This is a genomic window from Propioniciclava tarda, assembly GCF_900182665.1.
Classification (GTDB): Bacteria; Actinomycetota; Actinomycetes; order Propionibacteriales; family Propionibacteriaceae; genus Propioniciclava; species Propioniciclava tarda.
On record NZ_FXTL01000001.1, the window covers coordinates 216,804 to 243,787 of the forward strand.

Consider the following 26,984-nt stretch of genomic DNA (forward strand, 5'->3'; position numbering starts at 1 on the left):
GGATCGCTCCCTTCGGGGGTGCTTCGAGACTAGACCTCGGCGTCCCAGGGATTCACCAGCGTCAGGCCGAGACCGTCGAAGTCGGCGGTGTTCCGGGTCGCGAGGGCGGCGCCGGCGTCCAGACAGATCGCTGCGATCAGGGCGTCGAAAGGATCAATCGGGCGGCCCGCCGCGCGCCTCGTCGCGACGACCTCCGCGTAACGCTCGACAACGGCGTCCGTGAGAGGGAGGCAGACTCCGAGCTGATCGAGGGCGCGATGGATCGCCACCTCGAGCCCTGAGCGGCGTTGCCCTGCAGGGAGGATGGCGACGCCCGCGAGCAGTTCCGCCTTGGTGATGATCGTGGTCACCGGCTGTTCCCGCAGGGCCAAGAGCCAGTCCAGGACGCGTGGGCTCGGGTCTGACTTGAGCGTCTCCGAGAGGACGTTCGTGTCGAGGACGATCACTGGAACAGATCAACGGGCCGACCAGACGCGCGGCTGGGGAGCTTGAGCCCCTCATCGCCGTGCTCCAGCCCCGCCTCGATCAGCAACTGCACCCAGCTCAAGTCGACCCGCGCGGGGGCGTCCAGGGCCGACACCAAGATGTCGCGCGCCTCGGCCTCCATGGACCGACCGTTCGCGGCCGCGCGCAGGCGCAGCTTCTGCTTGGTGCCCTCAGGCAGCTTGCGAATCGTGATGGCCGTCATGCAACAACGATATCAATGCTGTCGTTGTTGCACCCGCCCCGGGTGTCCGCCTGTGGAAACCCGGCGTTCTCCTAGCCGCCGGACTTGCGCCGGAACTGGCGCTTGCTGGCCGCGCCCTTGGATGTCGCGCCGAGCGACTTCGGTCCGGAGCCCGCGTCGTTGTGCGCCTTGCTCGCCGTCTTCTTGGCCTCGAGCGCCTTGCGCATCGCTTCCTTGGGATCGGGCGTCTCGTCCTGCTTCTCGGGCTCGCTCATGGCCGCCACTCTGCCACAAGCGCGCTCGCGGCTGAACGGCACGTTCTGTCGGAGGGAGGTGGAAGAACGCTCACCGCACCGTCAGGAAGGGATGCCCGTGGACCTCAACCTCGTCATCGCCGCAGCGCAGCTCGTGTCGCTGCCCGTGCTGGCTGCCATCGTCGGGGCGATCATCTCGGTGGTCCGCCCGCCGGGGCCGCGGTTCGTGGCGGGCGTCCAGCACTTCGCGGCCGGCGTCGTCCTGGCGGCCCTGGTCGGCGAGATCATGCCCGAGTTGGCCCGTGAACATCATCTGGTCTGGACGGTGGTCGGCTTCGTCCTCGGGGCCGTCCTCGTTCTGGCCCTTGGACGGCGGCATGACGAAGGTCCAGGCGGTGGTGACCTGCGCGGTGCTCGGCCTGACGACGGCCGTCGGCGCCATCGGGGGTGCGGCGCTGCTCGGCGGGGTCGACTCGGCGGTGAGGTCGGCGATCCTCGGCGTGGGCGCGGCGGCGCTGCTGTACCTCGTCGTCGAGGAGCTGCTCGTCGAGGCCCACAAGGTCAAGGAGTCGATGCTGCTCAGCGTCAACTTCTTCCTCGGCTTCATCGTGATCCTGGCGTCGATCGAGTAGCGCCTGGCTAGGGTGATCGCATGCGTATCGCGATCATCGGGGCAGGCGGAATCGGCGGCTACTTCGGGGGTTTCCTGGCCCGCTCGGGAGCCGACGTGACCTTCGTCGTGCGCGGCGCCACGCTGGCGGCCTTGCGCGAGCGGGGCCTGACGGTCCAGGGCGAACACGGCTTCACCACCCCTGTCCGGGTCACGGACGACATCGCCTCGCTCGGGGTCGTCGACGTGCTGATCCCCACAACCAAGACCCAGAGCTTCGCGGACGCCCTCGGCGCGGCCCTGCCGACGGTCGGGCCGGAGACGTTGGTCTTGACCGTGCAGAACGGCGTGGAGACGCCGGACGTCGCGGCGTCCATCGTGGGCGCCGGCCACGTCGAGGCGGGCATCGTCCGGGTCTTCACCTGGATCGCCGAAGCCGGCGTGATCGGCCACGGTGGTGCGCCCGGAACGATCACGCTGCCGTCCGGTGGACGTCACGGCATCCGCCTCGACGCCCTCGCGGACGCCTTCGCGGCGGCCGGCGTTCCGGTGCTCCGGTCGGCCGACATCGCAGTCGACCTGTGGTCCAAGGCCATGTTCGTAGCGCCGTTCGGCGGCATCGGTGGCCTGACCGGGCTGCCGTTCGGAGGCGTCCGGACGGAGCTGCGCGACACGCTCGTGGCCGTCATCCGCGAGATCGAGGCGGTCGCGCGCGGCCGCGGCGTCCGGCTGCCAACAGACGCTGTCGAGCGCACGCTGGCCACCGTCGACGCCATGCCCTACGAGGTCACCTCGTCGCTGCAGCGCGACCTGCGCGCCGGAGTCCCGAATGAACTGGACGCCCAGATCGGCGCCATCTGTCGCTACGGGGACGCCGGTGGCGTGCCCACTCCGCTGCACGATCTGATGTATCGGGCCTTGTTGCCGGCCTGAGGGCCCACGACAGGACGGTGACGGACGAGGCGGTCCGACGTTGAGGGGCGTCGATCAGCGAGGCCGCCGCCGCGGCTGACTCCGGCGTGCCGGCCGCCGACCTCGGCAGGGAGCATCCTGGTGCGCCGGCTGGGCGGGCCGGGGATTCAGTCGGTGCTGGGGTCGACCAGCCGACGGACGGACGCCGGGACCGCCGAGGTGGTCCAGGACGAGGCCTCCGGCGTCCCCCACGACGTCAGCCGCGGCACGATGCCGCACCAGGCGTCCGTCGGCTCGTCGGGCTCTGAGGCGGGGCCGGTGCGCTCCTTGTAGGTCCACGAGCCGAGGGTGATCGGCAGCGCGAGGACCTGCGTCATCGCCAGCTCCTTGCGGTTGCTCGGTCGCACCTCGGCGACGCGTCCGGGGATGAGGTGATCGGACAGGACGTTCAGGGCGGCGTCCCGGTCGTCGTCGGGGAGCGGCTCGCGGCGTCCGCGCAAGACCGCCGAGCGGTAGTTCGCGCTGGACTCGAACGTCGTGTGCCCGACGACGAGGGCGTCCAGGGGGCTGGCGGGCTGAGCGTCGGTCGACATCATCGGGTCCTTCCCAGGTCCTCCGCACGACCGGCATCCCCGGAGGCACGTACGCGACGCGCAGCAGCCGTTGCTGGTGCTGCCGCGCCCAGGCGGTGAAGCCTGACTCGTCCTGCATGGGGACCCCCTTCGTCGTCTCCCTCTCAAACGCGCGGGGCGGGGTCGATGGTTGGTCCGGCTTCTCGTGATGCTGTCTGGGGCCAGGGGTGTCTGGCGGGCAGCGTTGAGACCGAATCCCATCCTCGCTGCGCGACACGCCGAGGAGGTTCGGCATGTCGGTCATCGAGCATGGTTTCGGGGACGCCGTCGGCGCGGCTCCGTCCTTGGTCGGTCAGCAGGCGGATCGACCGGCTCGGACTGGCCGCGCCGTGGGGGTGGCGTGAGCGAGTGTCCGGGTCACCGTCGGTCAACGCGATCTGGAGGCGTCCGAGGCCGTCGGCGATGACGTCCACGGGATTCGTGACGAAAGACAGCCGCATCGTCGAGAGGCGCGGCCCGCCCGCGTAGAACGACCAGCCGGGGGCGAAGGCGACGCCGGCCCGGACGGCGGCGTCCAGCAGCGGACGTGTGTCGCGTCCATCGTTGAGGTCCACCCAGCAGAACATGCCCCCGTCCGGGTGAGTGATGGACGCTGCGGGCAGCATCGCCCGTAGTCCGGCGTACATGGCGTCGCGACGCGGGCGGTACAGCTCCCGGACGCGCGCGATGTGCGCATCGAGGTCGTTGCCAGCCAGGTAGTGCGCGACGGCGAGCTGGTTGAGCGCCGGCGACTGCATGGTGACGGCGCCCTTCGCGACCGCGAGGGCTCTCATGATGGGGCCTTCGCCGCGGATCCAGCCCAGCCGGACGCCGGGCGCCATCACCTTCGACAGCGAGTTGAGCAGCAGCGTCCGGGACGCCATGCCCGGCAGCGAGGCGATCGGGGCGGGGGCGGGCGCGTCGAAGCCCAGCTCGCCGTACGGATCGTCCTCGACCAGCGCCACGTCGGACGCCAACAGCACCTCGGCCACGGCTGCTCGGCGGGCGGCCGAGAGCGTGCGTCCGGTGGGATTGGAGTAGGTCGGGTTGAGGTAGACCGCCCGGGGCCGGTGGGTCGCGATGGCCGCGGCGAGGGCGTCCGGGTCGACGCCTTCGTCGTCGGTGTGGACGCCCACCATTGTCGCTCCGACAAGGTCGAACGCCTGCACGGCGGCCAGGTACGTCGGCTCCTCGACGAGGATGACATCACCCGGGTTGAGCATCACCAGGGCCGTCAGATAGATCGCCTCCTGGGACCCGGAGGTGATTTGGATCTGGTCGGCGGACGTCGGCACGTGACGCGACACTCGGGACGCCGCGATCGCGCGCAGCCCCGCATCACCCTCGGACGTCCCGTACTGAAGCGCGCGGCGTCCGTCGGTCGCGAGCACGTGGTCGAAGGACGCCCGCAGGCTGTCGGCATCGAAGAGGGACGCGTCCGGCATGCCGCCGGCGAACGAGATGAGCCCGGGGGTGTTGAGCGAGGCAAACAGGTCGCCGACCGGATCTGCGATCTCGCCCGCGTACAGGTCGATGAGGGGGAACTCGAACGTCACCGGTCGATCATGTCATCTCGGTACAGCGTGGTTCTCGAGGGGCAATTCGGCCCTGAAACGACCGCTCTGGGTCATCGACAACCACGCTGTACCGCGTGGGCCCGGGCGCTTGGCCTGATGGCGGCCGCTGGGCTCGTGCAGGCGCCCCGTCACTCGTGATGCAGGGCCGCCACGACGTCCAGGCGCGCCGCCGACCGGGCGGGCACGGTCGCCGCCAGGACGCCGAACACCACGCCCACGACCATCGTGAGGACCACCCCGCCGAAGGGGAAGATGTACGGCATCGGCCAGCCCACGCCGGTCATCGCCTGGACGAGCGCGTAGCCGAGCCAAATGCCCGCCACGACCCCGAACGCCGTGCCGATCACCGAGAGCAGCAGCGACTCGGCGATCACCATCCGCCGGATCTGTCGCCGCGTCGCCCCGACCGCCCGCAGCATGCCGATCTCGCGGGTCCGGGCGAGCACCGACATCGCGAGGGTGTTCACGAGCGCCAGCAGTGAGGGCACCGCGAGCGCTGCGATGAGGGCGTTGAAAATCACCAGGGTCGAGTCGAAGGTCTTCTGCTGCTCCGCGCGCCAACCGGACGCCTCGTAGAGCTGGAAGCCCGGATAGTCGGCCACGATCCTGGCGAGTGCCGCCTTCGTGGACGCCGGATCTGCCGAGGGCAGCCGGTTGGCCATCACGAGCATGTCGGACGTCACCGAGAAGTCGCGCGCCAGCATGTCCTGCGAGACGTAGATGGTCGCCACCTTGGCGTTCAGGTAGTCGTTGCCGACTCCCGCCACGTGGTAGCTGCGCGGGCCGTTGGGGGTCTCGAGTGCGACGGTCTTGCCCAGTGTCAGCCCCGCCTGGCCCGAGAAGATGCCGTTGCCGATCAGCCACCGGCCCTGGGCGAGTTGGGCGACGGCGGCGTCCGATGAGCCTTCGTTCCACTCCAGGGATGCGACCTTGAGGTAGGTGGCCGGGTCGATTCCGATCACCTGGACGTCGCGTCCGTCGAGCTTGCCGCGCGCGATCCGCAGCGACGAGACCGAGCCGATGCCGGGGCTGTGCGCGATCTGGGACGCCAGCTTGGGCCCGGCCGCGACGTTGCCCTGGCTCAGCACGATCGACTGCGGGATCACCATGTAGTCGGCCGACAGCGACCTGTCGATGTAGCCCATGAAGCCCGAAAAGATCGACTGGATCACCGTCACGAGCGCCACGATGGACGCCAGCCCGAGCATCACGGCCGTCACCGTGTTGGCGGAGCGCCCGGGATTGCGCTGCAGGTTCGACCGCGCCAGCGCCCCCTCGCGCGCGAACGCCAACTCGACGACGTTGCCGAAGGCGTGCGACAGCGGGTTCACGATCGCCGGCGTCACGAGCGCGATGCCGATCAGGAAGAGCACCGCCCCGAGCCCGATCAAGCTCGGCACCCGCGTCACCAGGCAGCCGATCGAAGCCACCAGAACGCCGACGCCGATCCACGCCCGGACGCCCGCGGTCGCCCGGTAGGCCTCCTCGGTGACCGGCCGGAGGGCCTCCATCGGGGTCACGCGTCCGGCCGCCCGCGCCGGGATCAGCGCCGCCAGCACCGTCACTCCGATCCCGAGGACGAGCGCCTGCACATAGGAGGACGCCTCGAACCGCACCGACCCCAGCTTGAGGTGCATGACGCCCTCGAAGACCGGCGACATCACCGCGAACAGCCCGACGGCCAGCAGCCACCCGAACACCATCCCGAGCAGGGTCCCGACGACGCCGGTCAGCAGCGACTCGGCCAGGAACATGCCCGTGATCGTCTTCCGGCGCGCCCCGATCGCCCGCAGCATGCCGATGTCGCGGCGCCGCTCGGCGACCATCGTCCGGAAGCTGTTGAGGATGATGAACCCGGCCGTGGCAAGCGCGAACACGCCGAACAGCGTGAACGCGAACTGGCTCGTCTGCAGCGACGCCAGCAGTGACGCGTTGGTCGAGAGTCCGCCGACGGTGTAGTCGGTGCCGAGCGCCGCCTTGATGGACGCCTCCGCGCGCGTCCGATCGGCGCCGGGCGCCAGGGACGCCTGCACGACCGTCAGCCGGTCGCCCATCCCGAACAGCACCTGCGCGGACGCCAGCGGCACGAACACCCGCTCCTGCCCGCCGACCGTGGGCGTGCTGAGCAGCCCGACGACGGTGAACCGCGTCGTCCCGACCTGGGACGGCAGTGCCAGCTCGGACCCCAGGCCGAGCCCGAGGCGTCCGGCCGTATCGGACGACAGAACGGCGGCCGCTGCGTCCGACGTCGTGAGCGCCCGACCGGACGCGAGCGGGTAGTCGCGGACGCGTCCGGTCACGCCGGGATCGACGCCGACGACCGTGATGGACGCCACCTGATTGGCGACCGAGACGTCGCGCTTGAGGGGCAGCGGGGCGAGCTGCTCGACCTCGCCGGTGGCGACCGCGACTCCGTCGATGCGGGACACCTTGTCGAGGACGGACGCAGCGAACGGCTGCCCGAGCGTGCTGCTGACCGTGATGTCGATCTTGCCGGCCGCGGCCATCATCGAGCGGGTGAACGTCTCCATGATCGTGGGCAGGATGCCGTTCAGCCCGAAGATCAGCATGACGCCGAGGGCCACCGCCAGTGAGGTCAGCAGCGAGCGCAGGCCGCGTCCGCGGAGGTACCTCCAGGCGAGGGTGAGCTGCGGCGTCCGGACGTTCATAGCAGTCCGGCCCGTTCCATGGCCCGGATGGGGGCCTCGCGGGAGCCGTCCAGGCTGAGGTCGTCGACGATGACCCCGTCGCGCATCAGCACGAGCCGCTGGGCGTACGAGGCGATGCGCGGATCGTGGGTCACCATCAGCACCGAGCGGTGCCACTCGGACGCCACCTGCGCCAGCAACTCGGCGATCTCGGTCGCTGAACGGGAGTCGAGGTTGCCGGTGGGCTCGTCGGCGAGGACGAGGGCCGGGTCGGTGCTGAGGGCGCGGGCGACGGCGACGCGTTGCTGCTGACCGCCGGAGAGTTGGTCGGGACGGTTGCGCAGACGATCCGCGAGGCCGACCTTGGTGAGCCAGTCGACGGCGCGGGCGTCGGCGTACGGGTCGCCGTCGAGAGTCAACGGAAGAGCGGCGTTCTCGACGGCGTCCAGGACGGGGATGAGGTTGAAGCTCTGGAACACGAAACCGATCCGGCGGCGCCGGAGCTCGGTGAGCGCGTCGTCGGTGAGGGTGGTGATGTCAGCGCCGTCGATCTCGACGCGTCCGGAGGTGGGGGTGTCCAGTCCGCCGAGCAAGTTGAGCAGCGTCGACTTGCCGCAGCCCGACGGGCCCATCACCGCCACGAACTCGCCGCGCGCGACGGTCAGGTCGACCCCGTCCAGCGCGCGCACCTCGCTCTCGCGGCAGCCGTAGATCTTGGTCAGGGCGACCGTCTCGACGATGGAACCAGGCGTTGGTGTCTCTCGAGCCTCGGTGAGGGCGTGTTGGGGCCGGATTGAGTCACTGAGAGTGCCCAAACCCGTGTTGGACGCGGTCGTGCCGGTTTCGTCGGGTGAACCCGGTTTTGGTGTCTCTCGATTGCTCGCGGACGCCGGTTCGGCGCCGTCGCCCGCGGTGAGAGTGACCAGATCCGGGTCGGACGCCTTGGGCTTACGTCCCCACATTGACCGACGCTCCGTCCTTGAGGGCGGTGAGCTGGCTGGTGGCGACGACATCGCCGGCCGCCAGCCCCGACGTGATCTGGGTCTGCGTATCGGTGGACGCGCCGACGCCAACTTCTGTCCGGACGACCTTGCCGGCGTCCACCTTGAAGACGTACCGCTTGCCGCCGTCGGTCAGCACCGCCTGGGCCGGGACGACGAGGGCCCCAGGCACGGCCTGCGCGGCCAGCGACACGTCGCCGCTCATGCCGAGCCGCAGGACGGCGTCCCCCTTTGTCAGCGGGACTTTGACGACGAACGCGACCCCGCCGGTCTTCGTGGTGATCGAGCTCGCCGCGACCTCGCTGACGACCCCGTCGAAGGGGCGTCCGGGGTAGGCGTCCAGGGTGACGGACGCCTTCGCGCCCGGCTTGACGGCCGCGATGTCGACCTCGTCGACCTGGGCGGCGAAGACGACTTTGGTGAGGTCCACGATGGTGAAGACGGGGGCCGCGGCGGTCACGGCCGCGCCGGCGGCGGCCTTGGGTCCGGACCCGTCCAGCGCCGTGATCGCCAGCACCGGGAAGGTCACGGTGCCGTCGACGGGAGCGGTCAGGGTGCCCTTGGCGCCGTTGGCTTCGGCGATCGCCTTCGCGGCGGCGGCGGCGGACTTGGCCGCGCCGGCCGCCTGCTGGGCCGAGTTGGCGGCGTTGATCGCCGCGTTGCGGGCGCTGGTCTGGCTGTCGGTCGCGTGCGGCATCGCGCGGGCGGCGGCGAGCTGGGCGGACGCCGCGGCGGCCTGGGCGTCCGCGGAGGCGACCTGCGCGAGGGTCTGAGCGAGTGCGGCCTTGCTGGACGCGTCGTCCATGGTGGCGAGCACGTCCCCGGCCTTGACCCCCTGGCCGTCGACGACCTTGACGGACGCGAGGGTCCCGCTCACGGGCGCGTACACGGGGACGCGGGCTGCGGCGTCCACCGTGCCCGGGGCGCTGACGGTGACGGTGAGGTCCGAGGTGGCGGCCTTCGCGGTCGTGATCGTCGTCTTCGCGGACCCCTGCGAGATCGCGTAGCCGCCCCCCAGGGCGGCGAGCAGGGCGACCACGACGCCGCCTGCGATGAGGCGTCCGCGCTTGATCGGACGCCGTTGGCGCGGCTTGGCGGTGGGCTGAGTCATCGGGTGCTCCTTGGGGATGGTGCGGTGAGGGCGGCCTCGAGGGGGGCGTGCATGGCGCGGACGATGGCGGGGTCGAAGGGGACCTCGAACGTGCCCGGCGCCGCGCCCATGACGCGCTCGACGCCGGTGGTGAGGGCGGCGACGCCGCGGACGAGAATGTCGACGAAGGCGTCCTCGGTCGGGGCGGCGAGGGCGCGATCGTAGAGGCGGGCGCCGCCGTCCACCCAGAGGGTGAGGGCGAGGTCCGTCATGGCCTCGGCGTCGTCGACGGTGAAAGAGCCGTCCTGGGCGCCGAGGGTGACGAGAGGCAGGAAGAGGTGGCGGGTCCGGGCGCCCCACTCGTCGAAGAGGCGGTGCCGGAGCTCGAGGTTCTCGGGCTTGTAGAGCAGGGGCACGAACGCCATGGCGTCGTCGACGCGCTCGGTCTTCCATTGGGTGGCGTGGGTGAGCAGCTGGTGGAAGCGCTCGGCGCCGGTGCCGGTGAGGGCGTCTTGGGTCCGCTCGAGGTCGGTGAACAGGTCGTCCACGAAGCGCTGGACGAGGGCGATGAGCATGTCCTGCTTGGAGCCGAAGTGGTAGTAGAAGGTGCCTTTCGCGACGGACGCCGCCCGCGTCACCTGATCGATCGACATCGCCTCGTACCCGACGGTCGTGCAGAGGTTGAGCGCGATGTCGAGCAGCTCGTCTCGGCGGGCTTCCGGGGTCTTCGACACTCTGGCCACGTCGTCAGCGTACAACTGACTGACGGTCAGTCAAGCTAGAGATTCCAGGTCGGCGTCCGGGGCCGGGGCCGGGCCGGGGCCGGGAGGCGGCCGTGGGCCTCCCTGACCTTCATCCAGGGCTCGTGCGACGCCGCCATCCGGGAGCGGGCCGCCCGCAGCGTGATCGAGGGTCGCCCACGGGTGGACGCCGTCGCTGGGATCGAGGCGCGTGCTCAGCGGCGTCCGGATGACACCTCGATCTTCCGCTCCGACGAGCCGACCTTCGACGAGATCCTGTCCGTCCGCGCCGAACGTCAGGCGATGGTCACCGAGTTCCTGGACGCCGCCACGCCGGCCCTCCTGGCCGAGACGCGAGCCAACCCCTGGGGAGGTGACGACTGGCGTCCGAGCGTCGGTGACTGCGCCCGGGTCATCCTCGAAGAAGAGTGGGCGCACCTGCGTTACGTCCGGCGGGACCTGGCTCTGCACGCCTGACGCGCAGTGGTGTCCCCGTCGATCCAGCCCTCTGCTCGCTCCTCGTGCTGGCTCACCTACGTCGCCGGGGCACGGCGTCCGGCCTGAGGCGAATCCATCCGGACGGACGGGAGCCAGCGGCGTCCAGTTCGTCGACTGAGGTCCGCTGACTGGGCCGGTCGCCGGATCCGCGCGGGAGGCGCCCGCCACCTCGACCTGCGCGCCCGTCGGTGATGGAATGCCGCCATGATCGTGATCACCGTCAAGTGGTACGTGAAGCCCGAGTTCGCGGACGACTTTCCCGCCCTGACCAGGGACTTCACCGACGCCACCCGCGCCGAGCCGGGCTGCCTGTGGTTCGAGTGGGGACGCTCCACCGAGAACCCCTGCATCTACTACCTCACCGAGGCCTTCGCCGACGGCGCGGCCGGGTCCGCCCACGTCGGCAGCGAGCACTTCAAGACCGCGATGGCGACCCAGGGCCGCTACGCCGCGCGGCGTCCGCAGATCGTCAGCTTCGAGGTCCCCGGCGACGGCTGGAGCGAGTTGGGCGAGATCCAGCTGGACGCCTGAGCGGGCCCCTCGAGGCGCCCGGTAGGTGCCCGGCGGGGTCACGAACGGCCAGGGCCATTCGACGCGGACGCCAGCCGAGGCCAACCGCGAGCTTCTACGATGACGCCGCTCCGAAGGAGCGCGCGTGAATCCCCTGGCCAGCACGTTCATCACGTCCGCGTTGGTGCTCTACACCGTGGGCGTCTGGGGTGAACGCCTCCAGGGACGCCTGCAGTGGTGGAACTTCGCCCTCTTCGTCGGCGGCCTGATCTGCGACAGCATCGGCACCGGCATGATGTTCGAGTTCGTGGGCGGCATGTCGTTCGACGTCCACGGCATCGCCGGGCTGGCGGCGATCATCCTGATGTTCATCCACGCGGCTTGGGCGTTCGTCGTCTTGCGACGACAGGACGCCGCCGCGCTGCGCACCTTCCACCGCTTCAGCATCGTGGTGTGGGCGATCTGGCTGATCCCGTACTTCAGCCCCATGGTCGTCGCGATGGCCCGCTGACCTGGCCGGACGCCGGCCTCCGAACTAGATTCTCGGTATGGCTCCTCAGATCGTGACCTGCCCCGAGTGCGGGGCTCGGAATCGCGTCCCGGCCGTCGCCAAGGGCGTCCCGCAGTGCCCGACCTGCAAGTCGAAGCTGCCCTGGATCGCCACCGCCACCGATGACGACTTCGCCGTCGTCGCCGACAGCGCGAAGGTGACGGTGCTCGTCGACCTTTGGGCGCCCTGGTGCGGTCCGTGCCGCCAGCTCTCGCCACTGCTCGAGAAGCTCGCGGGCGAGCGCGCCGGACGCCTCAAGGTCGTCAAGGTCAACGTGGACGAGAATCCGGTGACCCAGGCACAGTTCAATGCGACGTCGATCCCGACGCTGGTGCTGTTCTCCGGCGGACGCCAGGTCGGCGTCCAGCGGGGCGCGCTGCCCCTGCCCGCCCTGCGACAGTGGGTGGACGCCAAGGCGTAGTTCCGGTGGCCCGGCGGCGCGAAGGGCCCCGGGTCGGTCCGGAGACGTCCACGAGGGGGCTGTGACTGTTCGCGCGTTCGTTCGCTCGAGACTGCACCTCGGTTGTTGGGACGGTGGCGTCGCCCGACCGGCCGAATCCCTCAGCCCGGACTGCACATCCGGCGCGGTCGGGAGACGTCACCGTTTCCATAGCTCGCACGCGACACGGGCGCGGTTGACCACGCGGGCTGACGTACGCTGTGCATGCACGCGAAGGGGGCCACATGAGGCGGGACGCAGCTAGGGGCCGCTGGGCCGGGTTGCTCGTATCGCTGGCGGTGCTCGCCGGCTGCCAGGCTGGCCCCGCTCCGATCGCGACCCCACTGCAGCCGAGCGCCCCCGCACAGTCGAGCCCCATCGACTCCACCGTGACGCCGTCGATGGCGGCCAGCTCGACGACCTCGACCCCTTCGCCGGCGGCCCCGACGACCACCAAGGCCACCCCGGCTCCGGCGAGCGCCAGCCCGACCGCCAAGCCCGCCGCGTCCACGACCCCGCAGCCCAAAGCGACCTCGGCTCCGCCGGCGACCCAGGCGACGACCGCGCCGCCCATGGCGACCAGTGGCGCCCTCGCCGGCATGGTTCCCGCTCCTGGCGCCTACGGACGCCCCATCACGGGCGGCGTCACGCTCGCGCCCACGGCGTCCGGACCCCTCAGCGGCAAGAAGATCGTCGTCGATCCGGGCCACAACGGCACGTTCATCTCGGCGATCCAGAACAAGCTCGTGCCCGCCGGCAACGGCCAGACGAAGGCGTGCAATACGACCGGCACCGAGTCCGCGGACGGCACCCCCGAGCACAAGACGACCTGGGCCATCGGCGTCCGGCTGGTCGGATTGCTGCGCGCACAAGGGGCGACGGTGCTGCTGACGCGTCCGGACGACGCGGGCGTCGGGCCGTGCGTCGACGAGCGGGCGGCGATCGCGAATCGGAACAACGCCGACCTGGTGCTGTCGATCCACGGCGACGGCAACTACTCGAGCTCGGCCCGGGGCTTTCACGTGATCGTGTCGTCGACCATGGCGGGCGGATCGGCCCTCGAGGCGAAGTCGCTGGCCGCCGCCAAGGTGCTGGTAGGCGAGCTGGACCACACCGACATCCCGCGCTCGAACTACATCGGGTCGGGCACGGGCATCGCGCCGCGCACGGACATCGCCGGGGTCAACCTGCTGCAGACCAGCCCCGGCGTGATGCTCGAGATGGGCAACTTGCGCAACGCGTCCGACTGGGCGGTGCTCAAGACGTCCGCCGGTCAGGACGCCATCGCGCGGGCTTTCGCGTCGGCTGCGGTCAAGATTCTGGGCTGAGTCGGACGCCCCCGCGACCGTCGTCTGACGAAACTGTCGGAGGCCTGTGGTCGAATAGGCGCATGGCTCGCCGTCGAATCATCCTCATCGTCGCCGCCATCGTCGTGGTCGCGCTGGCGGCGGGGGGCGGGGGCTACCTCTACTGGAAGGGCAGCGAGGACACGCGCCTGCAGCGCGAGCTTGCCGCGCGCGTCGCGGCGTCCGTGTCGGCGGGGAAGATCGACAAGGGCGACTTCCAGGCCGCCAGCGGCGTTGATCCGGAGGCCGAGTTCGCCACCGTGATGCGGGGCATGGCGGGGCTGAAACCCGTGGTGACCGTGACGTCGGTGCAGCCGCGCTCCGATGCCAAGTTCGCTGATGTCGGGCTGCATTACGTCTGGACGCCGCCCGGCCAGGAGCCCTGGGCTTACGACGTCAAGGTCCCCCTGGAGTCGACGCCGAACGGCTGGCGGGCAACCTGGTCGGCTGGCGTCGTGGCGCCGGGCCTCGCCGACGACGAGAAGCTGGTCTACAACCGGCTGACGGGCTCCCGGGGGGCGATCCTCGGCGCCGGTGACGTGCCGATGGCCTACAACCAGCCGGCGATCCGCGTCGGGATCGACAAGGCGCGCCTGGATCCGGGTGGCTTCGAGGCCGCCACGAAGGCGCTGGTCCTCACGCTGGCGACCCGCGGGGTAGCGGTCGACGGCGAGGCCCTGACGAAGAAGGTGCTCGCGGCCGGGCCGAAGGCGTACGTGGAGGCCGTCATCCTGCGCGCCCAAGACCCGAAGCAGGCCGAGGCGGCCGCTGCGGTCAAGAGCATGCCCGGCGTGAACGCCCAGCAGGTGACGCGGGCCCTGGGCATCTCGTCGTCGTTCCTCCGGCCGATTCTGGGTCAGGTGGGCGAGGCGACGGCCGACATCGTCGCCGGCGCGGGTGGCCAGGTGGTGGCCGGTGATTTCGTCGGCACCGGTGGCTTGCAGCTCGCCCAGGACGCGACGCTGCGCGGCACGGCCGGCTACGCCGTGCAGGCGCTCAAACGGCAGGGCAACCAGACTCGCGACCTCAAGCGGGTCGCGGCGATCGACGGTGCGTCCATCTCCACGACCATTGACGTCAAACTGCAGACCGCTGCGGACGGCATCCTCGCCGGGGTCGGCCCGGCGTCCGGCCTGGTCGCGATCCGCCCGTCGGACGGTGCCCTGCTCGCGATCTCGTCGGGACCGGGGTCGGCAGGGGTGGCGTCCACGGCGACGCAGGCGATGTACCCGCCCGGCTCAACCTTCAAGACGGTGTCCGGCCTGGCCATGCTGCGGCACGGCCTGACGCCGGCCAGCATTCTGGCTTGTCCGCCGTCCATCACCATCAACGGCTACACCTTCAACAACGACGACGGCTACCCCGCAGCGGCGACCGGAAACATCCCCTGGACGACCGCGTTCGCGCACTCGTGCAACACGGCCGTCCTGGGCCAGGCGAGCACCGTCACGTCCGCGGACCTCATCGCCGCGGCGTCCGCGCTGGGCATCGGCGGCAAGCCGGGGCTCGGCGTGTCGGCGTCGTTCGCGAGCGTCCCGGACGCCCCCGGCGCGACCGAGCATGCGGCGTCCATGATCGGCCAGGGCAAGGTCGAGGCGTCGACGCTCGGCATGGCGACGGTCGCGGCGTCCATCGCGAAGGGCGCGACGGTGCGTCCGGTGCTGCTGACCGGATCGGAGGCCCCCTCGCCCTCCCCGGCGCCCGAGAACGGCATCACTGCCGCCGAGGCCGAAGCCCTGCGCACGCTCATGCGGGGCGTCGCGGTCGAGGGCACGGCGGCGCGAGTGCTGGCGGGAACGCCGGGCGGTCCGATCATGGCGAAGACCGGTACGGCGGCGTACATGTCCGGCACCGAGAAGCGGTACCGCACCTGGCTGCTGGCCATTCAAGGCGACCTCGCGGTCGCCGTGATGGTGGCTGACGGGGACTATGGGGCGTCCACCTGCGGGCCGCTGATGAAGGCGTTCCTGACGGCCGCGAACTCGCGCTGACAGTGGGGCGGTCGTCCGGATGTCGCGCGCGTCGGCGTCCGGGTCGCCATCGAGGTCAGCGGTCGGGCGCCCTTCTCGACGGCGTCGAGGACGAAGATGAGGTTGAGACGCTGGGAAACGATGCCGATCCGACGCGACGCAAACCGGTGAGGGCGTCCGGTGTGGGGATGGCCCCGCCAAACCACTGTGAAAGTTGACCAGGTCAAGTTTCCGATACTTTTGCCAGAGTTAAGCGTTTCAGAGGCTCTCCCAACGCGCGGCGCGGGCCGATTCTCGTTACCGTTGGCCCCATGCGTGTTCTGATTGCGGACGCCTTCGAAGCGTCCGGAGTGGCCGGTCTGGAAGCCCTCGGTTGCGACGTGACGGTGTCGCCCAAGCTGGCGGGCGAGACGCTTGTCGAGGCGGTTGGGCAGGAGCGTCCGGCGGTTCTGATCGTGCGCTCGACCAAGGTCCCCGAGGCGGCGCTGCAGGCCGGCCTGCCGAACCTTCGCCTGGTCATCCGGGCGGGTGCGGGCTACGACAACATCGACGTGCCGGCGGCGTCCCGTCGCGGCATTTACGTCGCGACGTGCCCCGGGCAGAACTCCGTGGCCGTCGCCGAACTCGCGTTCGGACTCATCGCCGCGCTCGATCGCCGCATCGCCGACAACGTGGACGCCCTGCGACACGGCAGGTGGGCGAAGGGCGAGTTCAGCAAGGCGCGCGGCCTGTACGGACGCACGCTCGGCCTCATCGGCGTCGGTTCCATCTCGACCGAGCTGGCCCGTCGCGCCCAGGCCTTCGGGATGACGGTGATCGCCTGGTCGCGCAGCCTCACCGACGAGGCCGCGGAGGCCCTGGGCATGACCCGGGCCGCGACCCCCGCCGAGGTTGCCGCGGCGTCCGACATCGTCAGCGTCCACCTGGCGCTCAACGACGCGACCCGCGGTTTCGTAGACGCCGCCTTCTTCGACGCGATGCGCGAGGGCGCGTCCTTCGTCAACACGTCCCGCGCCGAGATCGTGGACGCCGCCGCGCTCGAGGCCGCGACCGTCGCCAAGAAGCTGCGGGTCGCACTGGACGTGTGGCCGGGCGAGCCGTCGGCGTCCGCGGGGGAGTACTCGTCGTCGCTGGTGAAGCTGCCCAACGTCATCGGGACGGCCCACATCGGCGCGTCCACGGATCAGGCGCAGCAGGCCATCGCGGCCGAGGCCGTGCGCATCGTGGGCGAGTTCAAGGGCGGCTTCGAGGTGCCGAACGTGGTCAACATGACCCGCGAGCGGGCGACTCCCGCCGCTTGTCGGCTCACGATTCGCCACGCGAACGCGACCGGCGTCCTGGCCGCGGTGCTCGGGGCGATCGACGAGGCGCGGCTCGAGGTCCACGAGATGGCGAACAACGTCTTCGACGGCGACGAGGCGGCGATCGTGAAGATCGAGCTGCACCAGCGTCCGTCCGACGAGCTGGTCGAGTCGTTGCGCGCGCTAGATCACGTCTTCAGCGTCATCGTCCGAGAGCTGTAGGCGCGCGGGTCGTCCGGGCTGTCTCAGACGGCCGGGGAGGGGGCGTCCTTGGCGCGGAAGGTGACGGTTCCGAACGCATCGATCCGGGCGTGCCAGGCAGCGACGGCCACGGTGACGGCGAGGGTGGCCGCCAGGAAGCGTGCCGACCACGGCCCCTCCTGATACGCGAGCCAGCCGATGCCCCCGATGGCTCACCACGCGATCGCGGGGACGAGCAGCCAGGGGACGAACCGACGCCAGAATCGGCCCCGCGTCAGCGTCCAGGAGTGCCGCAGGGCGTCCCAGCAGGGCATCCTCGCCAGGATCACCCCGTGCAAGGCGTAGGCGCTGCGCACCGAGATCGCGCCGACGAGGGTGGCGGCGCAGGCCACCCCGGCCAGCAGGCCACGGCCGTCTGCCCCGACGGTGAGCCCCACGACTGCGCCGAAGACGACGGCCGCGACGGCGACGACCCCGCTGAAGACCGCCGCTGAGACCAGCCTGGGCACCGCCGACGAGACGATCGCCCAGGTCTGTAACCATCGCCGCCGGTCGTCCATGCCCGAGAGCGCCTGGGCGGCCAGGACGATCCCCGCCGACCTGCCCGCCAGCGCGAGCAGGACCACGGCACAGCTCGCCGCCACGGCCGGAGTCAGCGCCACCAGCAGCAGCGGAAACTCCGTGGTGTGGGCCGGATCGTCAGGACGCCCGTCCAGCGCCCGCAACAACCCCGGCGCGACCAGTGCCGCGGCCCACACCAGGACGGCGCCCACCACGAGCGGCCAGGTCGTGCGGGGGTCCGGCGCGGCTTGGCAGTGGGTTTGTCAGTCGTCCGGCTCGCCCAGTTTGACCAGCGCGACGCCTCCGAGCAGCAGGACGGCGCCGAGGGCCTGGACGCCTCCGGGCACCTGTCCCAGCAGCAGCCAGGCGTAGCCGAACGCGATGACGACCTCGATGAGTCCCACGAAGGATGCCAGCCGCGACCCGAGCCGCCGCGTGGCCGCGATGCCGGCCGAGTAGGCGAGGGCCGCGGTGACGAGGCCGAGCGCCAGCAGGGCGACCCATGACGGGACGTCCCACACGCCGTAGTGAGCGCTCGCCTGACCCGCCCCGAACGTGAGCAGCCCAGTCAGCCCCATCACCCAGAGCACGACGCTGCCGACCGCGAGGCCGCCGCCAGCCAAGGCCATCGGCGGCAGGCCGGTGTCGGGACGCGCCGAGAGGATGAAGAAGCCGGCCGCCCCGAGCATCCCGAAGGACGCCCACAGCACCCCGATCGGGTCCAGCGGCGTGTCGGTCGTGAGCCCCAGCACCAGTAGCAGGCCGGCGAACGCGACGATCGTGCCCAGCACGATGAGCCGCGTCGGGCGCTGGTGATGCACCGCCCACTGCCAGAGCAGCACCGCGATCGGTGCGATGTACTCGATCAGCAGCGCCGGACCCACCGGGATGCGCTCGATCGCGAAGAAGTAGCACGTCTGCGCTAGTCCCACGGCGAATGCTCCGTACAGGCCGATCACCCAGGCGTTCTCCCGCAGCAGGTGCCACCGCCGGTGCAGCGCGCGCAGGGTGAACGGCAACAGTGCGAGCGCGCCGATCGTGATCCGCAGCGTGACCGCCAGGGCCGGCGTCCAATCGGCTCGAAGCAGGCCGGACGCCAATGTCCCGCTCGCGCCGAACGACAGGGCCGACAGCAGCGCGAACCCGAGGCCTGGCCCGAAGCGGTGCGCGGCAACGCCGGTCGGCTCCTCGGTCGCTGCGGTCATCGGGCCAGGGTAGAGCGGACGCCGACCGCGGCGCGTCGGCGTCCACGTGCGGCGGCGACCATGACGCTCAACACGTACCGGGGATGCGAAACGCGGGGAGGGCCAACACAAATCTGGGCACTCTCAGGGCAGTTCAGCGCGGCGATCGCCGCCGAACGGCTCGCTGAGAGTGCGCAAAACCGGGTTCGCGCGGGGGGTGGGCGTTCGTGCGTGTGGTCGTTTCGGACGCCTGCCGGACGCGCAGGGGGCAGGATGCGTCCATGGAGACGGTCACCGCGTCCATCAACGTCCCGTCCGCTGAGGGGGACGCCGCCTGTTACCTGTCGCGTCCGAGCGAGGGCAGTCACCCGGCGGTGCTGCTGATCCCGGACGTGTTCGGGCTGCGGCCGCAGATCAGGGCGATGTGCGCGCGCATCGCCTCGTGGGGCTACGTCGTGCTCGCGCCGAACATCCTGTATCGGGACCACGGGCTGCCCCTGCTCCCGCTGATGAATCTGCGCAACCCCGACAAGATGATGAGCGCGCTCCGGGCGACCTTCGACTGGACGCGGGCGCTCACCGCGTCCGACGTCTCGGCGGACGCCGTCGCCTGGTTGGACTGGCTGGACGAGCAGAGCTTTGTCAGTGGCGGCAAGGGGATCGTCGGCTACTGCCGGGGCGGCTACATCGCGCTGCAACTGGCCGAAGCCCTCGGCGATCGCGTGGCAGCCGTCGGCATCTTCCACGCCGGGGGCCTGGCGTCGGACGCCCCCGACAGCCCCCACCTGGCCGTCGGGTCCATCGCTGCCGAATTGCTGATCAGGTTCGCGGACGCCGACCCCGGCGCGACCCCGGAGTCGCAGCAGGTCTTGGCCGAGGCCCTGGACGCGGCGGGCGCGCGTTACTCCATCGACACGTACCCGGACGCCCCGCACGGCTACACCATGGCCGACACGCCGCGCTACCAAGAGGCCGGGGCCGAGCGCCACTACGCCGAACTCGAGGAGCTCCTGAAGCGGGCCCTCGGCTGATCCAGTGATAGGCCTGGTCTCGGCCCGGCTGGCTGGGGGGCGTTCCAAGCTCCGCGAATCCGATGCGCCGGGTGGGTCTTGGCGGCGTGTCGACCGCTGAGGACGGACGGCGCGCCGCCTTGATGGGGAGGACTGAGGTGGCGAGCGCCAGAAGCAGACCACTCCTCTATGACAACGACGACTGGGCGTTCCGGCTGATGTCGATGCTCGGGATGGTCGGGGTCGTGATCCTGGCGCTGGGACTGCCTGCGTTCTACGAATCACTCCTTGTCGGCGAGCGCTTCGATCACCGGACGATGGTGCTCGGCTCCGTGGTGATGCGGGTCGCCCTGCTGACCGCTCGTTCGCCTTCGGCTACCTTCACCTGCCGCTGTTCGCGTCCATCGCCGCCCCATCGGCCTCGCGGTCGCGGGAGTCAGGCTCGGCATCTGCCTGCTCGTCGTCATGCTCGACCCTTCGTCACCGTCGTCGGCTTCGAACCGATCGGCCACCGCCATCTCGCCGCCGACCGGCGCGCGCTGCTCGGCGCCGAGTAGGTTGGCGCCATGATCAAGCACATCGTCGCCTGGACGTTCTCCGACGGCATCGAGTCCGAGGGTGCGACCGTCACCAAGTCGGACGCCGGCCGTCGCGTCATTGAGCTGCTGAGCGCCTGCGCCGACCTGCCGGGCGTGACGGCCTTCAAGCTGACGCGTCCTCAGGAGGGCCTCGAGGCGTCCTTCGATCTGCTGCTCGAATCCGAGTTCACCGATGTGGACGCCCTGCGTGCCTACGCGTCGCACCCGCTTCATCAGCGGGCCGGCGCCTTCATCGCGACCGTCAAGACCGGACGCTGGGCCTTCGACTACGAGCTGTAGTCCGGACGCCGACGCCTCGGGTTCCGTTGGCTGAGCTTGTCGAAGCCTGAGGACTACCGGGCCTCGGCGTCCGGGACGTGGAGGCCGAAGGTGTTGCCCTCGGTGTCCAGGAAGTAGCCCTGCCAAGCCATGCCCGGGAGCGCGTACTTGGGCATGGCCACCAGTCCGCCGGCGGCGAGGATGCGCCGCTGGGTCTCGTCGTAGTCGCCCGCGCCGATGGTGCAGACGAACGCGGTCACGCCTGCGGGGCCTGCTGGGCCAGGGCACGGACGCTTCAGCAGGCCGCCGTTGATGCCCATGGCGGAATCCGGCCCGGTGATGACGCCCCAGTACGGCGTCCCGGCGATGCCGGAGTAGTCCTCGAACTGCCAGGCGAACACGTCCCGATAGAACTGCATGGCGCGCTCAGGATCATCGGCGTGAATCTCGAAGTGGACGACTCTGGACACGGTTCCTCCTCATTGGCCCCCGGCCCGAGCCGCGCCGGGGGCGTCCGACCAACGACTACGACGGCCAGACGACCGCTTGGGCGAGCACCACGGACTTGCCGTCGAACGTCGCCGACGGGCCACCGTGCAGGACGTAGCCCTCGTCCAGCGCGGCGCTCACGCGCTTGCAGAACTCGGCGTCGTCCGGGCCGGTGAGGCACCGGTAGCGCAGTTTGCCTTCGGGCAGCGGCGACGGTGAGGTCGCCGGACCGAAGCTTGCCGCCAGTGGGGCGGTGGTCGTGACTGCCGGTCCGGCGACGCCACCGGCGGAACCGGCGCTCGTCCCGTCCCCGCGCTGCCAGCCGGACGCCGACGCGCCGGTCGGCGTCCGAGTGCCCGGGGCCTCCGACGGGACGCCTTCGGTGTCCTCGGACGCGGCATGGGCGTCCGCCAACTCCTCCGGCGTGAGCCCGGGGACGTCGTCCCCGGCGTACACCACGTCGTACGCGGCTCCTGTCGGATCGAGGCTGACGACCTCGTGGTACTTCGGAATGACGGTCAAGAGCCCCAACTCAGACCGGATGCGCGCCGCGAGCGCGGTCGCCGAGCCCTCCTCGCCGTGGGTGATGAAGACGGTCTTCGGCTTGGGCGAGAGGTCGCGCAGCCAGTCGATCAGGTCGGACGCGTCGCCGTGCACCGAGAACTCCGAGTCCTGGACGATCTCGGCCTTGACCGGCACGTACTGGCCGAACATCTTGAGCTGCTTCTCGCCCTGCAGCAGCTGGCGGCCGCGGGTGCCGACGGCCTGGTAGCCCGTCAACACGACAGCGTTCTTCGGGCTCGGCAGCATCGCGGCCAGGTGATGGACGACGCGTCCACCGGTCGCCATGCCCGAAGAGCTGATGATGATGCCCGGCTTGTTCTTCGACTCCGGGCTGGTCAAGGCCTCGGAGTCGGCGCGCGTCCGGGCCTCGTGCAGGTCGCTGAGGTTCGCGAACTCGTCCATGTGGACGTCGTCGCGGATCTCGTCGGGCATGTTGCGGTAGGCGTCCAGCGCCGACAGCGCCATGGGGGAGTTGACCCAGATCGGGCACTGCGGGATGCGTCCGTCGCGGCGCATCTCGGCCAGCGTCTTCAGGACGAGCTCGGTGCGGTCGATCGCGAACGCCGGGATGAGCACCGAGCCGCCGCGCGCGATGGTCCGGCGGATGGCGTCCGCCATCTTCTCGTGCTCGAGGCCGGTCGGCTCAGGGTGCTCGCGGTCGCCGTAGGTCGACTCGATCACGACGTACGGCGAGCCGGGCGGCGTCCCGCGCGACTTCAGGATCGGGTGGTCGTGGCGTCCAAGGTCGCCGGAGAACAGCACCTCGGCGTCCGCCCGCTTCACGAGCACGGACGCCGACCCGAGGATGTGTCCTGCGCGGACGTAGAGCGCGGTGAGGCCGCCGCCGAGGTCGACGGTCTGGTCGAACTCGATCACCTTCATGAGCGGGAGGGCCTTCTCGACGTCCTCGGTCGTGTACAGCGCCAGGGCCGGAGTGTGCTTGGAGTAGCCCTTCTCGTTGGCGTCCTGGGCCTCCATCTCCTGGAGGTGCGCGGAGTCGCGCAGCACGATCTCGACCAGGCGACGGGTGCCCTCGGTCATCCAGATGGTGCCGTTGAAACCGCCTTTGACAAGGGCGGGGATCATTCCGGAGTGGTCCATGTGGGCGTGGGTCAGCAGCACGTCCGAGATGGACGCCGGCGGCACCGGGAAGTCGTCCCAGTTCTTCAGGCGCCACTCCTTCTCGCCCTGGAACATGCCGCAATCGACCATGACCTTGCGGTCGTCGAAGGTCAGCAGGTACTTGGATCCGGTGACGGTGCCGGCAGCACCCAGGAAGGTCAGCGTCGCGCGCGTGTTCGCCATGGCTCCACCCTGGACCATCCGCGTCCCATCGTGAAGTGGGCGTGCCGTCCGGACGCCGCACCGGGCTTCTCGTCTCGCTCGACGTGGTCGTTCGTTGGGCTGCCCGTCGTGGCGTGGCTCCGAGCTGACCGGGCGTCGTGTCGACCGTGGGAGCGCACGGCTCGCCGCCTGGTCCCCAGCAGGGGTCGCGAGGGGGCGAGGGCAGATCCAACCGGACGCCTTAGGCTGGCCCGGTGAATGCCCTCCTCATCGCCTTCGCGTCAGCCGTGGCCTACGGGGTGTCCGACTTCGTGGGCGGACTGCGCTCGCGCTCGGCGCACTTCGTCTGGGTGACGCTCGTGTCGCAGTGCGTGCTGACCGTGGGCGTCATCGGGTGGGTGCTCGGCTTCCGTCCGGGGACGCCGACGCCGTCGGCCATCGCCTGGGGCATGCTCGGCGCGGTCGGACACGTGCTCGGCTCGCTGATGTTGATGCGAGGACTCGCCGCGGGGGCCATGCATGTGGCTGGTCCCTTGTCGGCGGTGGTCGGGGCCGCGCTGCCGGTCGTGGTCGGGGTGGTCGGCGGCGAGCGGCCCAGCGCGCTGTCCTGGGTCGGGGTGGCCGCGGCGCTGCCCGCGGTCTGGCTCGTCGCAGCCGGCGGACGCGAGGAGGCCCCGGATGTCGCCGGCGGACCAGGCGTCGCCGCGGCGTCCGGCCTCGGCCGTGGACTGCCCGAAGGCGGACGCGACGGCGTCCTGGCGGGGCTGGGATTCGCGGTCTTCTATGTCGCGCTGGCGCGTCCGGACGCCTCCGCCGGCGGCTGGCCGCTGGTGGCGCTCGAGGTGACGGCATTGGTGCTGCTGGTCGGTGTGGCCGCGTGGCTGCGCCCGCCCGGACGCCTCCGCGACGGCTCAGGCGCCTGGGTGATGGGCGTGTTGGCCCTGGTCGCGACGGTGTTGTACTTCGTCGCCACGCACGCGGGCATGCTGTCGCTGGTGGTCGTCGTGACCTCGCTTTACCCGGCGTTCACGGTGCTGCTGGCGGTTGCGGTGCTGCGGGAGCGTCCGACCGCGCGCCAGATCGTTGGGCTGGTCCTCGCCGCGGCGTCCGTGGTGTTGATCGCGGTCGGGCACGAGGGCTGACCCACCTGCGCAGGTCGAGGCCGGTGGTTCGCCAGCCTTGACTGAGTGCTCAACGTGTCGGAAAACCGAAACCTTCAGCACTCAGACGAGCACTCGTTCGCTAGCGATGATCGTCAGGGACCCGCTGACTCCCAGACGCGCTCAGCCTCGTGACCGACCGGTTCACCACCGCGCACGGGTCGTCCGACGGCTCAACTGGGTGCTCAGCGTCGCGGAAGACCGGGACGTCGAGCACCCAGTAAGGGGCGCGGAGGTGATCCACCCCCACCGCGGAGCCAGGACGCGCGGGGCCGTCCGCGGTGGCAGGATGACGCCCGTGACGAACACCACAGCCCCAGCGGTCGGGATCGGACCGTTCAGCCGCTCGGACCTCATCGTCCTGATCGGGGCACTCGTTCTAACGGTTGGGGCCGGCGTGACGGCGTTCGTGCCGAGCGGGCAGGTCGTCCCGTTTGTGCTGTCGGCGGGTGCGGTGGCGCTGTTGGCGTCGGTCGTGGGGCGGTCGGTGGACCAACTCGGCGACCGCTTCGGACCCGGCGCCACCGGCGTCCTGCAGTCGGCGTTGGGCAACCTGCCGGAGCTGTTCATTGCCTTGTTCGCGCTCCGCGCCGGGCTGGTGACGGTCGTCCAGGCGGCCCTGATCGGGTCGATCCTGGCCAATCTCCTGCTCGTTCTGGGCCTGTCCTTCGTCGTCGGCGGACTCAAACACGGCGTCCAGCGCCTCGACAGCCACCGCGCGCGCGAGACGGCTGTTCTCATGGTGCTGTCGGTGGCGGCGATGCTCGTGCCGTCGCTCACGGCGCTGATGCACACTCCGGCCGAGGGCCACGAGACGACGCTCAGCGTGATCACGTCGGTTGTCCTGCTGGTCCTGTTCTTCGTCGGGCTGCCCGGTTCGCTGCGGCGTCATCGGTCATCGGACGCCGGCGCGCGTCCCGGCTCGTCGGACGAGGCGGTCGTCCGCGAGGAGGCAGAATCCGAGGCCGAGGGTCCGCACTGGCCGCTGTGGCTGGCGCTCGGGATGCTGGTCGCATCCGCGGCTGGGGCAGCCTTCGTGTCGGACTGGTTCGTTCGGGCGCTCGAGCCAGCCATGGCGACGTTCCACATCTCGGAGGCCTTCGCCGGATTGGTGATCGTCGCCATCGCGGGCAATGCCGTCGAGAACGTGGTCGGCATCCAGCTGGCCGCGCAGAACCGGGCTGAGTACGCGTTCAGCGTCATCATCAACTCGCCCCTGCAGATCGCGCTGGTGTTGGCGCCGTTGCTCGTGATCCTGTCGACGACGCTCGGCCTGACGCCCCTGACGCTGGTGTTCCCGCCGATGCTGGTCGTCTCGGTCGCTCTGGCGGTGTTGCTGGCCGTGTTCATCACGTTCGACGGCGAGTCGACCTGGATGGAAGGCGCGACGCTCCTTGGCCTCTACGCCTTGATCGCGGCGTCCTTCTGGTGGGGCTGACCGCCCTCCCGGATCAGCCAGGCGGCTGCCGATCCGGCCAGCGTCCCGATCTAATTCCCGACTTCTGCTTGGTCAGCCATGAAGAAGTCGGGAATGTGCGTGGGCCCGGAGCCGACGCTCAGGACAACGTGGCCAGCCGAATCGCGATCGCGACCATGATCACGCCGATCACCATGTCGATGACCCGCCACACGGACGGACGCCCCAGCGGCACCGCCAGCGCCCGCGCCCCGAAGCCGAGGCCGGTGAACCAGGCCAGCGACCCGAACGCCGCTCCGCCCGAGAACAGCCACCGGTCGGCGCCGTACTGGTTGGCGAGGTTGCCGAGCATCACGACCGTGTCGAGGTACACGTGGGGATTCAAATAGGTGAGGGCCAGGGTGGTCGCCACGACAGAACCGGCCGTCCGCGGCGCCGACTCCTTCAGTCCCTGCGCCCTTGCCGCCGAGCGGAACGACGTGAACGCGAACCACAGCAGGTAGGCGACGCCACCCCACTTGAGGACGTCCAGCACCACGGGGAACGTCGTCACCAACATGCCGATCCCGAGCGTCCCGGCGATGATCAGCACGGCGTCCGAGATGGCGCAGATCGCCACGACGACCCCGACGTGCTCGCGCCGAATGCCTTGTCGCAGCACGAACGCGTTCTGCGCGCCGATGGCGACGATCAGCGAAAGCCCGGTCAGGAGTCCGGCTAGGGCGATGGTCACGCCGCGACGCTACGGCATCGGACGCCCCGATCCGTCCCCGTCCGTGGGGCGTCCTCGCAGGCACCTGCCCCACGACGGGCGTCTCCGTCATCGTCGGACGCCGCAGGCCTCTCGTCGTTGCTGGGCCGCCGGGAATCGGATGCCCGACGACTGGTGTCGCCTACTTCTTCGGACGCCGCGCCGGTTGCTTGGCCCGCTGCTGGGCGGCCCGGAACTCGACGATGCGTCCGATCAGGTCCATGGGCAGGTCGGCGTCCAGCGGGAACTGGATCGTGCCTTTCGACGTCTTGTAGCCGCCCAGCTCGGAGGCGAACACTTCGAGAGGCTCGGCGCCCGGGAACAGGCTGACATGCCTCGCGAACCCGGCTATGTGGACCAGGTTGCCGTTGAGCACCCACGTCGGGATGCCGTAGCCGATCTTCTCGGACGCCTCTGGAGCGACACCGCGGACCAGGTTACGCATGGCGACGAGCTTGTCGTGGGCGCTGCCCTCGAAGCCCGAGATGTAGTCGTCGATCACGGTTCCCATGGGCCGATCCTGTCAGGGATCGGCCCACGGGAGCCAGGCGTCAGCGCCACCGGTGGTTGAGCGACTGTGCCTCCAGCCGCGACTCGCAGCGGCGGACGTGCTCGTGCCGTTCACAGGCGGCGGCGACTCGACAGGCCCAGGCGAGAACGAGGGCCGAGTACTTTCGAAACATGACAATGACCCCCTTTCGCGGGCATTCCCAGGGCGCGACAAACACGCCGATGTGGGTGATGAATGGCGCGCCGAAAATGGGCGCGAAAAAAGCACGCTG

Annotated in this window: 30 protein-coding genes; 14 read left to right on the top strand and 16 right to left on the bottom strand. The window is 70.4% G+C overall.

Going from position 1 to position 26,984, the window contains the following annotated elements; all coding sequences use genetic code 11:
• Nucleotides 1–29: 29 nt before the first annotated feature.
• The 4 genes from FN821_RS01000 to FN821_RS14370 all read right to left on the bottom strand — a co-directional run bounded on the left by FN821_RS01000 (nt 30) and on the right by FN821_RS14370 (nt 1,300).
• On the bottom strand, nt 30–446 hold the full coding sequence (locus FN821_RS01000; protein WP_131170687.1) for a type II toxin-antitoxin system VapC family toxin: 417 nt from the start codon (nt 444–446) through the stop codon (nt 30–32).
• The gene (locus tag FN821_RS01005) at nt 443–688 is read right to left on the bottom strand and encodes a FitA-like ribbon-helix-helix domain-containing protein (protein ID WP_131170688.1); all 246 of its coding nucleotides are present in this window, start codon (nt 686–688) and stop codon (nt 443–445) included. Before FN821_RS01005 ends, FN821_RS01000 begins: the two co-directional genes overlap by 4 nt.
• 71 nt (nt 689–759) lie before the next feature.
• Nucleotides 760–942: a DUF5302 domain-containing protein gene (locus tag FN821_RS01010; RefSeq protein WP_131170689.1), complete on the bottom strand. Its 183-nt coding sequence runs from the start codon at nt 940–942 to the stop codon at nt 760–762.
• Nucleotides 943–1,012: 70 nt separating this feature from the next.
• Nucleotides 1,013–1,300, bottom strand: coding sequence for a hypothetical protein (locus tag FN821_RS14370; protein WP_206661933.1), 288 nt, complete (start codon nt 1,298–1,300; stop codon nt 1,013–1,015).
• Between FN821_RS14370 and FN821_RS14375 the strand changes: the two genes are divergently transcribed.
• Together FN821_RS14375 and FN821_RS01020 are read left to right on the top strand one after the other, a co-directional pair.
• Entirely contained in the window at nt 1,299–1,553 is a 255-nt protein-coding gene (locus FN821_RS14375) for a hypothetical protein (RefSeq protein WP_206661934.1), read from the top strand. The two genes, FN821_RS14370 and FN821_RS14375, sit on opposite strands and share 2 nt — an antisense overlap.
• Nucleotides 1,554–1,573: 20 nt before the next feature.
• Nucleotides 1,574–2,464 (top strand): 2-dehydropantoate 2-reductase, encoded by an 891-nt coding sequence (locus FN821_RS01020; RefSeq protein WP_131170690.1) that lies wholly within the window; start codon nt 1,574–1,576, stop codon nt 2,462–2,464.
• 146 nt (nt 2,465–2,610) lie between these two features.
• Here FN821_RS01020 and FN821_RS14095 read toward each other — a convergent pair whose 3' ends face one another.
• From FN821_RS14095 to FN821_RS01050, 6 genes are all read right to left on the bottom strand, one after another.
• Nucleotides 2,611–3,036, bottom strand: coding sequence for a pyridoxamine 5'-phosphate oxidase family protein (locus FN821_RS14095; protein ID WP_165489179.1), 426 nt, complete (start codon nt 3,034–3,036; stop codon nt 2,611–2,613).
• A gap of 143 nt (nt 3,037–3,179) precedes the next feature.
• Nucleotides 3,180–4,610 carry an aminotransferase-like domain-containing protein gene (locus tag FN821_RS01030; RefSeq protein ID WP_131170692.1) on the bottom strand — a complete coding sequence of 477 codons (1,431 nt, stop codon included), beginning with the start codon at nt 4,608–4,610 and terminating at the stop codon, nt 3,180–3,182.
• 149 nt (nt 4,611–4,759) lie between these two features.
• Nucleotides 4,760–7,300 (bottom strand): ABC transporter permease, encoded by a 2,541-nt coding sequence (locus tag FN821_RS01035; RefSeq protein WP_131170693.1) that lies wholly within the window; start codon nt 7,298–7,300, stop codon nt 4,760–4,762.
• Nucleotides 7,297–8,241: an ABC transporter ATP-binding protein gene (locus tag FN821_RS01040; RefSeq protein WP_131170694.1), complete on the bottom strand. Its 945-nt coding sequence runs from the start codon at nt 8,239–8,241 to the stop codon at nt 7,297–7,299. Before FN821_RS01040 ends, FN821_RS01035 begins: the two co-directional genes overlap by 4 nt.
• Nucleotides 8,228–9,391, bottom strand: a complete 1,164-nt coding sequence (locus FN821_RS01045) for an efflux RND transporter periplasmic adaptor subunit (RefSeq protein WP_165489180.1) — start codon at nt 9,389–9,391, stop codon at nt 8,228–8,230. Before FN821_RS01045 ends, FN821_RS01040 begins: the two co-directional genes overlap by 14 nt.
• Complete coding sequence (locus FN821_RS01050) at nt 9,388–10,113, bottom strand: TetR/AcrR family transcriptional regulator (protein WP_165489181.1); 726 nt, start codon at nt 10,111–10,113, stop codon at nt 9,388–9,390. The genes FN821_RS01045 and FN821_RS01050 overlap by 4 nt, the downstream gene beginning before the upstream one ends.
• A 180-nt stretch (nt 10,114–10,293) precedes the next feature.
• Here FN821_RS01050 and FN821_RS01055 point away from each other — a divergent pair, with 180 nt between their 5' ends.
• The 7 genes from FN821_RS01055 to FN821_RS01085 all read left to right on the top strand — a co-directional run bounded on the left by FN821_RS01055 (nt 10,294) and on the right by FN821_RS01085 (nt 16,946).
• Nucleotides 10,294–10,587, top strand: a complete 294-nt coding sequence (locus FN821_RS01055; RefSeq protein WP_206661935.1) for a DinB family protein — start codon at nt 10,294–10,296, stop codon at nt 10,585–10,587.
• A 225-nt stretch (nt 10,588–10,812) separates the two neighbouring features.
• Nucleotides 10,813–11,139 carry a putative quinol monooxygenase gene (locus FN821_RS01060; protein WP_131170697.1) on the top strand — a complete coding sequence of 109 codons (327 nt, stop codon included), beginning with the start codon at nt 10,813–10,815 and terminating at the stop codon, nt 11,137–11,139.
• 124 nt (nt 11,140–11,263) lie between these two features.
• The gene (locus FN821_RS01065) at nt 11,264–11,629 is read left to right on the top strand and encodes an HsmA family protein (protein WP_131170698.1); all 366 of its coding nucleotides are present in this window, start codon (nt 11,264–11,266) and stop codon (nt 11,627–11,629) included.
• A gap of 37 nt (nt 11,630–11,666) precedes the next feature.
• Nucleotides 11,667–12,089: a thioredoxin gene (trxA, locus tag FN821_RS01070; RefSeq protein ID WP_131170699.1), complete on the top strand. Its 423-nt coding sequence runs from the start codon at nt 11,667–11,669 to the stop codon at nt 12,087–12,089.
• 263 nt (nt 12,090–12,352) lie between these two features.
• A complete protein-coding gene (locus FN821_RS01075; RefSeq protein ID WP_131170700.1) occupies nt 12,353–13,435 on the top strand; it encodes an N-acetylmuramoyl-L-alanine amidase in 1,083 nt (360 codons plus the stop codon).
• Between the two features lie 62 nt (nt 13,436–13,497).
• The gene (locus tag FN821_RS01080; RefSeq protein WP_131170701.1) at nt 13,498–15,444 is read left to right on the top strand and encodes a penicillin-binding transpeptidase domain-containing protein; all 1,947 of its coding nucleotides are present in this window, start codon (nt 13,498–13,500) and stop codon (nt 15,442–15,444) included.
• Between the two features lie 290 nt (nt 15,445–15,734).
• Complete coding sequence (locus FN821_RS01085; RefSeq protein ID WP_131170702.1) at nt 15,735–16,946, top strand: NAD(P)-dependent oxidoreductase; 1,212 nt, start codon at nt 15,735–15,737, stop codon at nt 16,944–16,946.
• A gap of 191 nt (nt 16,947–17,137) precedes the next feature.
• Here FN821_RS01085 and FN821_RS01090 read toward each other — a convergent pair whose 3' ends face one another.
• Together FN821_RS01090 and FN821_RS01095 are read right to left on the bottom strand one after the other, a co-directional pair.
• The gene (locus FN821_RS01090; RefSeq protein WP_142640432.1) at nt 17,138–17,698 is read right to left on the bottom strand and encodes a glycerophosphoryl diester phosphodiesterase membrane domain-containing protein; all 561 of its coding nucleotides are present in this window, start codon (nt 17,696–17,698) and stop codon (nt 17,138–17,140) included.
• 51 nt (nt 17,699–17,749) lie between these two features.
• Nucleotides 17,750–18,691: an EamA family transporter gene (locus tag FN821_RS01095; protein WP_131170704.1), complete on the bottom strand. Its 942-nt coding sequence runs from the start codon at nt 18,689–18,691 to the stop codon at nt 17,750–17,752.
• Between the two features lie 260 nt (nt 18,692–18,951).
• Here FN821_RS01095 and FN821_RS01100 point away from each other — a divergent pair, with 260 nt between their 5' ends.
• The 3 genes from FN821_RS01100 (at nt 18,952) to FN821_RS01110 (ending at nt 20,558) form a co-directional block, all read left to right on the top strand.
• The gene (locus FN821_RS01100; RefSeq protein ID WP_131170705.1) at nt 18,952–19,701 is read left to right on the top strand and encodes a dienelactone hydrolase family protein; all 750 of its coding nucleotides are present in this window, start codon (nt 18,952–18,954) and stop codon (nt 19,699–19,701) included.
• Nucleotides 19,702–19,763: 62 nt separating this feature from the next.
• Nucleotides 19,764–20,237: a hypothetical protein gene (locus tag FN821_RS01105; RefSeq protein ID WP_131170706.1), complete on the top strand. Its 474-nt coding sequence runs from the start codon at nt 19,764–19,766 to the stop codon at nt 20,235–20,237.
• Between the two features lie 9 nt (nt 20,238–20,246).
• Nucleotides 20,247–20,558 carry a Dabb family protein gene (locus tag FN821_RS01110; RefSeq protein ID WP_131170707.1) on the top strand — a complete coding sequence of 104 codons (312 nt, stop codon included), beginning with the start codon at nt 20,247–20,249 and terminating at the stop codon, nt 20,556–20,558.
• 53 nt (nt 20,559–20,611) lie between these two features.
• Here FN821_RS01110 and FN821_RS01115 read toward each other — a convergent pair whose 3' ends face one another.
• Nucleotides 20,612–21,007, bottom strand: a complete 396-nt coding sequence (locus FN821_RS01115) for a VOC family protein (RefSeq protein ID WP_131170708.1) — start codon at nt 21,005–21,007, stop codon at nt 20,612–20,614.
• 55 nt (nt 21,008–21,062) lie between these two features.
• The gene (locus FN821_RS01120; protein WP_131170709.1) at nt 21,063–22,895 is read right to left on the bottom strand and encodes a DUF1737 domain-containing protein; all 1,833 of its coding nucleotides are present in this window, start codon (nt 22,893–22,895) and stop codon (nt 21,063–21,065) included.
• A 233-nt stretch (nt 22,896–23,128) separates the two neighbouring features.
• Between FN821_RS01120 and FN821_RS01125 the strand changes: the two genes are divergently transcribed.
• Nucleotides 23,129–24,016 carry a DMT family transporter gene (locus FN821_RS01125; protein ID WP_131170710.1) on the top strand — a complete coding sequence of 296 codons (888 nt, stop codon included), beginning with the start codon at nt 23,129–23,131 and terminating at the stop codon, nt 24,014–24,016.
• 316 nt (nt 24,017–24,332) lie between these two features.
• Nucleotides 24,333–25,472 carry a calcium/proton exchanger gene (gene cax, locus FN821_RS01130; RefSeq protein ID WP_206661936.1) on the top strand — a complete coding sequence of 380 codons (1,140 nt, stop codon included), beginning with the start codon at nt 24,333–24,335 and terminating at the stop codon, nt 25,470–25,472.
• A 118-nt stretch (nt 25,473–25,590) separates the two neighbouring features.
• On the opposite strand, the gene FN821_RS01135 is transcribed toward cax, so the two are convergent.
• Nucleotides 25,591–26,184, bottom strand: coding sequence for a LysE/ArgO family amino acid transporter (locus FN821_RS01135; RefSeq protein ID WP_206661937.1), 594 nt, complete (start codon nt 26,182–26,184; stop codon nt 25,591–25,593).
• Between the two features lie 160 nt (nt 26,185–26,344).
• Complete coding sequence (locus FN821_RS01140) at nt 26,345–26,713, bottom strand: iron chaperone (RefSeq protein ID WP_131170711.1); 369 nt, start codon at nt 26,711–26,713, stop codon at nt 26,345–26,347.
• Between the last annotated feature and the right edge of the window lie 271 nt (nt 26,714–26,984).

What these genes read in the sequence shown, in the direction of transcription:
- FN821_RS01005 (WP_131170688.1), bottom strand. Translation starts at nt 688, where the DNA reads ATGACGGCCATCACGATTCGCAAGCTGCCTGAGGGCACCAAGCAGAAG.
- FN821_RS01010 (WP_131170689.1), bottom strand. Translation starts at nt 942, where the DNA reads ATGAGCGAGCCCGAGAAGCAGGACGAGACGCCCGATCCCAAGGAAGCG.
- FN821_RS14375 (WP_206661934.1), top strand. Translation starts at nt 1,299, where the DNA reads ATGACGAAGGTCCAGGCGGTGGTGACCTGCGCGGTGCTCGGCCTGACG.
- FN821_RS14370 (WP_206661933.1), bottom strand. Translation starts at nt 1,300, where the DNA reads ATGCCGCCGTCCAAGGGCCAGAACGAGGACGGCCCCGAGGACGAAGCC.
- FN821_RS01020 (WP_131170690.1), top strand. Translation starts at nt 1,574, where the DNA reads ATGCGTATCGCGATCATCGGGGCAGGCGGAATCGGCGGCTACTTCGGG.
- FN821_RS14095 (WP_165489179.1), bottom strand. Translation starts at nt 3,036, where the DNA reads ATGTCGACCGACGCTCAGCCCGCCAGCCCCCTGGACGCCCTCGTCGTC.
- FN821_RS01035 (WP_131170693.1), bottom strand. Translation starts at nt 7,300, where the DNA reads ATGAACGTCCGGACGCCGCAGCTCACCCTCGCCTGGAGGTACCTCCGC.
- FN821_RS01040 (WP_131170694.1), bottom strand. Translation starts at nt 8,241, where the DNA reads ATGTGGGGACGTAAGCCCAAGGCGTCCGACCCGGATCTGGTCACTCTC.
- FN821_RS01045 (WP_165489180.1), bottom strand. Translation starts at nt 9,391, where the DNA reads ATGACTCAGCCCACCGCCAAGCCGCGCCAACGGCGTCCGATCAAGCGC.
- FN821_RS01060 (WP_131170697.1), top strand. Translation starts at nt 10,813, where the DNA reads ATGATCGTGATCACCGTCAAGTGGTACGTGAAGCCCGAGTTCGCGGAC.
- trxA (WP_131170699.1), top strand. Translation starts at nt 11,667, where the DNA reads ATGGCTCCTCAGATCGTGACCTGCCCCGAGTGCGGGGCTCGGAATCGC.
- FN821_RS01075 (WP_131170700.1), top strand. Translation starts at nt 12,353, where the DNA reads ATGAGGCGGGACGCAGCTAGGGGCCGCTGGGCCGGGTTGCTCGTATCG.
- FN821_RS01080 (WP_131170701.1), top strand. Translation starts at nt 13,498, where the DNA reads ATGGCTCGCCGTCGAATCATCCTCATCGTCGCCGCCATCGTCGTGGTC.
- FN821_RS01085 (WP_131170702.1), top strand. Translation starts at nt 15,735, where the DNA reads ATGCGTGTTCTGATTGCGGACGCCTTCGAAGCGTCCGGAGTGGCCGGT.
- FN821_RS01095 (WP_131170704.1), bottom strand. Translation starts at nt 18,691, where the DNA reads ATGACCGCAGCGACCGAGGAGCCGACCGGCGTTGCCGCGCACCGCTTC.
- FN821_RS01100 (WP_131170705.1), top strand. Translation starts at nt 18,952, where the DNA reads ATGGAGACGGTCACCGCGTCCATCAACGTCCCGTCCGCTGAGGGGGAC.
- FN821_RS01105 (WP_131170706.1), top strand. Translation starts at nt 19,764, where the DNA reads ATGCGCCGGGTGGGTCTTGGCGGCGTGTCGACCGCTGAGGACGGACGG.
- FN821_RS01110 (WP_131170707.1), top strand. Translation starts at nt 20,247, where the DNA reads ATGATCAAGCACATCGTCGCCTGGACGTTCTCCGACGGCATCGAGTCC.
- FN821_RS01120 (WP_131170709.1), bottom strand. Translation starts at nt 22,895, where the DNA reads ATGGCGAACACGCGCGCGACGCTGACCTTCCTGGGTGCTGCCGGCACC.
- FN821_RS01140 (WP_131170711.1), bottom strand. Translation starts at nt 26,713, where the DNA reads ATGGGAACCGTGATCGACGACTACATCTCGGGCTTCGAGGGCAGCGCC.